This is a genomic window from Protofrankia sp. CiT1 (assembly GCF_917627335.1).
In the GTDB taxonomy this organism is placed as follows: Bacteria; Actinomycetota; Actinomycetes; order Frankiales; family Frankiaceae; genus Protofrankia.
The window spans coordinates 21,532-25,843 of sequence record NZ_CAKJTP010000062.1 but is presented as its reverse complement, the minus strand read 5'-3'; the positions used below and the strand labels follow the sequence as shown (position 1 = coordinate 25,843).

Annotated in this window: 3 protein-coding genes and 1 pseudogene; 2 read left to right on the top strand and 2 right to left on the bottom strand. The window is 59.6% G+C overall.

Annotated elements, in window-relative coordinates; genetic code table 11:
- Both MJ785_RS22285 and MJ785_RS12220 read right to left on the bottom strand, forming a co-directional pair.
- Positions 1-457 (bottom strand): annotated as a pseudogene (locus MJ785_RS22285) (cupin); the annotation flags it as partial.
- Positions 458-1,757: 1,300 nt separating this feature from the next.
- Positions 1,758-1,985: a hypothetical protein gene (locus tag MJ785_RS12220; protein WP_239380912.1), complete on the bottom strand. Its 228-nt coding sequence runs from the start codon at positions 1,983-1,985 to the stop codon at positions 1,758-1,760.
- A gap of 386 nt (positions 1,986-2,371) precedes the next feature.
- On the opposite strand from MJ785_RS12220, the gene MJ785_RS12215 reads away from it, so the two are divergent.
- Both MJ785_RS12215 and MJ785_RS12210 read left to right on the top strand, forming a co-directional pair.
- A complete protein-coding gene (locus tag MJ785_RS12215) occupies positions 2,372-3,232 on the top strand; it encodes a helix-turn-helix transcriptional regulator (protein ID WP_239346587.1) in 861 nt (286 codons plus the stop codon).
- On the top strand, positions 3,229-3,462 hold the full coding sequence (locus MJ785_RS12210; RefSeq protein ID WP_239346586.1) for a DUF397 domain-containing protein: 234 nt from the start codon (positions 3,229-3,231) through the stop codon (positions 3,460-3,462). Before MJ785_RS12215 ends, MJ785_RS12210 begins: the two co-directional genes overlap by 4 nt.
- Positions 3,463-4,312 lie beyond the last annotated feature (850 nt).

The window sequence follows — 4,312 nt, the reverse complement described above, 5'->3', positions numbered from 1 at the left end:
CATCATGATCGTCCCAATGTAAGTTGAAGCCGGCTGCTTCATGGGTCGTCAGATAGGCGTTTACCTGGACCAGTTCGCGAGACCACCACTGCAAAGCCCGACATGCAACTTCCATAGTAGGGTCAAACATTTCTAGAGAGTCGAGAACAAGAGTGCAACCTGACTCAATAAGTCGACCTAGACGACGCATGCTCGGCACCTGAATGCCCTGTCCTCGTTTAGTCGTAGTCGCGCTGATGTAATTATTGGGGTGCAACTCGGACCCATCTCGAAAACAACGAAGTTGCGGTGAGGCAAGACTTCGTCTCATCACGAGATCAAGCAATTTCGTTGGGGTGAGAAGACGGGTACACAGGTCAGGACCAAGCATGCCACCTCGGGTAAAATCCGATCCCAGCATATTTGGTCCTGACCAACTGAGCGCCTTCTCAACACCGCGAACTAGCCGGTGATCCATTCTAATCCTCATCGCAGCGTCGAGTTTGGCAATACTCGGGTCAACCCGGGCAACGATCGGAACCGGCACGGGTCGACGTCGGTTCTACTCGTCCGATCAAGGGGTTCTGAATAACGCTCTATGACTCTGGGTGGTTCAGTTTATCGGCGTTTTCTCCGTCGTCACCCGTTGATGTGCCGGTCGAGTCGGAGTATTCGGCATCGTATCGATCATGTACGACGGCAAGTTGCTCAATCGCAATGATGAGATCATCGCTATTTCCCATAGCCGCTACACCTCTCCTTGAGTAGTTTTCTACAACGTATTGCCTGTAAATCGGGGCATATTTGCGACGTCAGATCAAGAGGTTTTAGTGAGCTCTTCGAAGCAAAATCTGACCGCTGCGACCTTGCCAGAACGGGACCCCTCCTCCCCTTCCGTAGATCACAATTCTGTCATGTAGGCAGATCTATTAACTGGCAAGAATTTTGCCCTAGCGCCGCGCTGATCGCGTCGATGACCGCGTTCAGTGCGGCAACCTGTCCACCGAGATAAAGCGCAGCTTCTCGGAATGTAGCGTGTGCGCCCCAGGTTTCCACGTTTTCGGGATCGACCGTAAGAACGGCGCACAGAGCTCGACAGCAGCGGTCGTGCATCACCGCTTCACTGCATTGGTCGTCCACCATGAACAGGACGGATAGCAATTGCCGCCGGGTCGTCAAGTACCGTTCCAGGGTCGACCCACTGACCACTCATGTGATCGATAGATGCGAGTACACGGCAGGGGACGATCCCAATGAATGGGAGCCAGCACGCCGCCACGACATGGACAGGCACTCGGTACCCGTGAAGGCCCAACTCCGACCTACCGCGAGGTCAAGGATGGTAACCGGTCGCGGTGTCAGCGGCTCCATTGCGCGAGAATATGCCCAATCTGCCGCCTTCACCCAATGCGACCGATGGAACGTTGCTACGACAAATCCATCGGCATCCGCAACGAGAAAATGATCTGCCTTCGAAACGAGTCCCACCGATAACGGCCTAGTGGCGATTTTTATTGCTTCAGCGTCCGTAATGTTCCGGGCTACCACGGCGGTAACACGCTCAATAATGTCTTCCTGACCCGCCGTGAATGCTTTTTCCTCCCCAATCGTAATGGTCGGTCCTTGTATCAGCAATGGTCTTGGTCGTACGGCAAGAACAGCATCAACAGCGTCCCGAAACCCATCGTAGGTCATCCCGGACGGCTCGACAAGGTCGCGGTCAAATGCGCGGTCATGGCTTATCAGACGCGCGAGGTACGCCCGCAGTTCGGTGGTACTCATGCGACCCACCGCACCCGGCATACCCGTGGCGGAAGATGAAACTTGACCGTGCTGACCGCGTAGTCATCCCATCCGTGACCCACGGCGTATTGGTCGGCAGCCGCGGCGGTCTCAAAAAAGATCTTTACTTCTGCCACGGTCGCCCGCTCGCCACCCCCAAACAAGATTGCCGCGTACAGGGCGGAAGAATCAATATCGTGTCGGGTGGGTGTATCAGTCCTCACGCCGATCACCTCGCGATGAGACGCCGGCCGCGGGCTCGACCCCAAGTCCGGCGTCAGTCACCCCCGGTCGCTCCCCGAATCCGATCATCGAATGCGGGGGATCTAACTCAGCCACATTGCCTCCCAACACACTCCGCCGTCCCACCAGGAGGACCGCTCACGGGTCCGACGTCTCAGCCTTTGCCCTGTGGGTGTCGAGCGTCACCAGCACTGCGCACAGCGACAGCGTCGCGCATGTGCACTCTGGATGCAAGGTACTTGACCAAGAATCTGTCGTTTAGTGTGCTTGGGCGATGCTAGTGATCCGTTGCGACTGAGAGGCGATAGCAGTGCTGACGCTCTCATCTGGAACACTGAGACCGCACTGTTCCTTGATCGGAGGCGAGATGACGACCAGGTCAGGGCCGACTGTGCGACGACGCAGGCTTGGTGCGGAGCTTCGCGTCCTGCGCGACAGCGCAGGTGTCCGCCCCGAAGAAGCCGCCGCAGTCCTGGAATGTTCGGTCTCGAAGATCAGTCGGATCGAGCTGGGACGGGTGTCGGTCCGCACAAAAGATCTTCGAGCGCTCCTTGACCGGTACGGCGTCACAGACAAGGCGCAACGGGACGCATTATTTGCTCTGGCTCGCCAGAGCAGCCAGCCCGGATGGTGGCATGCCTTCGGCGATGCGGTGCCCCGCTGGTTCGAGATCTACATCGGCCTGGAAGCCGACGCGGCATACATCAGTAAATATGATCATCAACTTGTGCCTGGTCTACTCCAGACCGCCGAGTACGCTCGCGAGATCATCCGGGTGCATCAACCAACGATTTCCGAAGACGACCTTGATGCGAAGGTCGCGCTCCGCATGGAACGTCAGAAGCGGCTCACCGAATCCGACCCGCCGCACCTCATGGTCGTCTTGGACGAAGCCGTTCTACGCCGACCTGTTGGCGGAGCGGAAACCATGAGCGCCCAGCTTGCCCATCTCATCGAAGCGAACAGACTCCCGACCGTCACGGTACAGGTCCTGCCGTACTCAGCCGGGGCTCACCCGGCGATGGGTAGCGCCTTCATGATCCTCGGCTTCCCCGACGCAAGTGACCACGAGGTCGTGTACATCGAGGAGCTAAGGAGCAGTCTTTACATTGAGGACCCGACAGACGTGCGGGAGTATCAGAGACACCTCAACCAAATAAGATCGATCTCTCTCGACGTCCCTACCTCCGTCAGGATGATCGAGCATGCGATGGAGGATCTGACATGAGTACCGGCGGTAAGTCCGATCTTAACCACCTGGACAGGAGCGGCCTGGAGTGGCGCAAGAGCAGCTACAGCAATGGCGCAGGCGGTGAATGTGTCGAGATCGCCCCGCTGTCCGAAGGCATCGCTATACGAGACTCCAAGGACCCCGACGGGGCAATCTTGACTTTCACGCGCGCTGAGTGGCTGGCGTTCCTCGCTGGGGCTCGCGGAGGTGAGTTCGACCTTAGCTGACCAAGAATCCGACTCGTCCGGTTCGTGCCAATTATCTATACGTCTTTCAAGGCGGCCTCCGGCCGCCACGGGGACGGCGCCTCGCAACGCCGCGCCCTGGGACGGAACCCGGCGGGACCGCCGCGCGGCGCTGGCGCGTCGGCGCGTCGCAGTCCCCGCGTGTACGTTTGACCGGCTTTATGCCGTATCGGCCTCGGCGACCCCGTTTCACCGGCCGATTCGGTCACCGGATGCACATGGTCTCCCTCGTCTCATAACCGGTTGCACTTGCCCGGTAACGATATCTACAGGTTTCCCCGGGGCTCCGCCCAGGCCCCGGCCCAACGCGCCAGAGGAGGGGCAGCGGGTCCGCTGATCGCCTCCGCCGGCCGGACACCCATCGTGGGTGTGCTCCGTTCCGGTTGCGCTTCTTGTGCCAGAGAAAGGCGTAGGTCGCTTCCAGCGCGAGGGATGACCAGCAAGTCGCCGCGTCCGCGTCCTTGCTGGCGAGGTCCCCGCAGATCTGCACCCCCGGCCGGCAGGATGAGCGCCGGTCGCAGGATGAACAGGTCCGAGTCCGGCGGGGGCAGTTCGACGCGCGCGGGCTCAGCCGGATCAGCCATCAACAGGCCGCTGAAGTGCGACGCGGTACGGCCGGGCCTGCGATTGTTTGGGACCGTGTCCATGGGTCTCTTACTCCTGTCTGTGCAGGGGTTGGAGATCAAGACCCGGGCTCGGTGTTGGAGCACCGACCCCGGGTCGCTGCCGTTCCGGCGTTCGATCCGGGAACCGTCCGCCGGACGACCTGTTACGGCGAAATGGCGAGATCAACTACGAACGGCACGCCCGTGACCTGCGAGACCCATGATGC

Bases quoted from the DNA above. Each gene is read 5' to 3' on its own strand.
- MJ785_RS12215 (WP_239346587.1), top strand. From the start codon at position 2,372: ATGACGACCAGGTCAGGGCCGACTGTGCGACGACGCAGGCTTGGTGCG.
- MJ785_RS12210 (WP_239346586.1), top strand. From the start codon at position 3,229: ATGAGTACCGGCGGTAAGTCCGATCTTAACCACCTGGACAGGAGCGGC.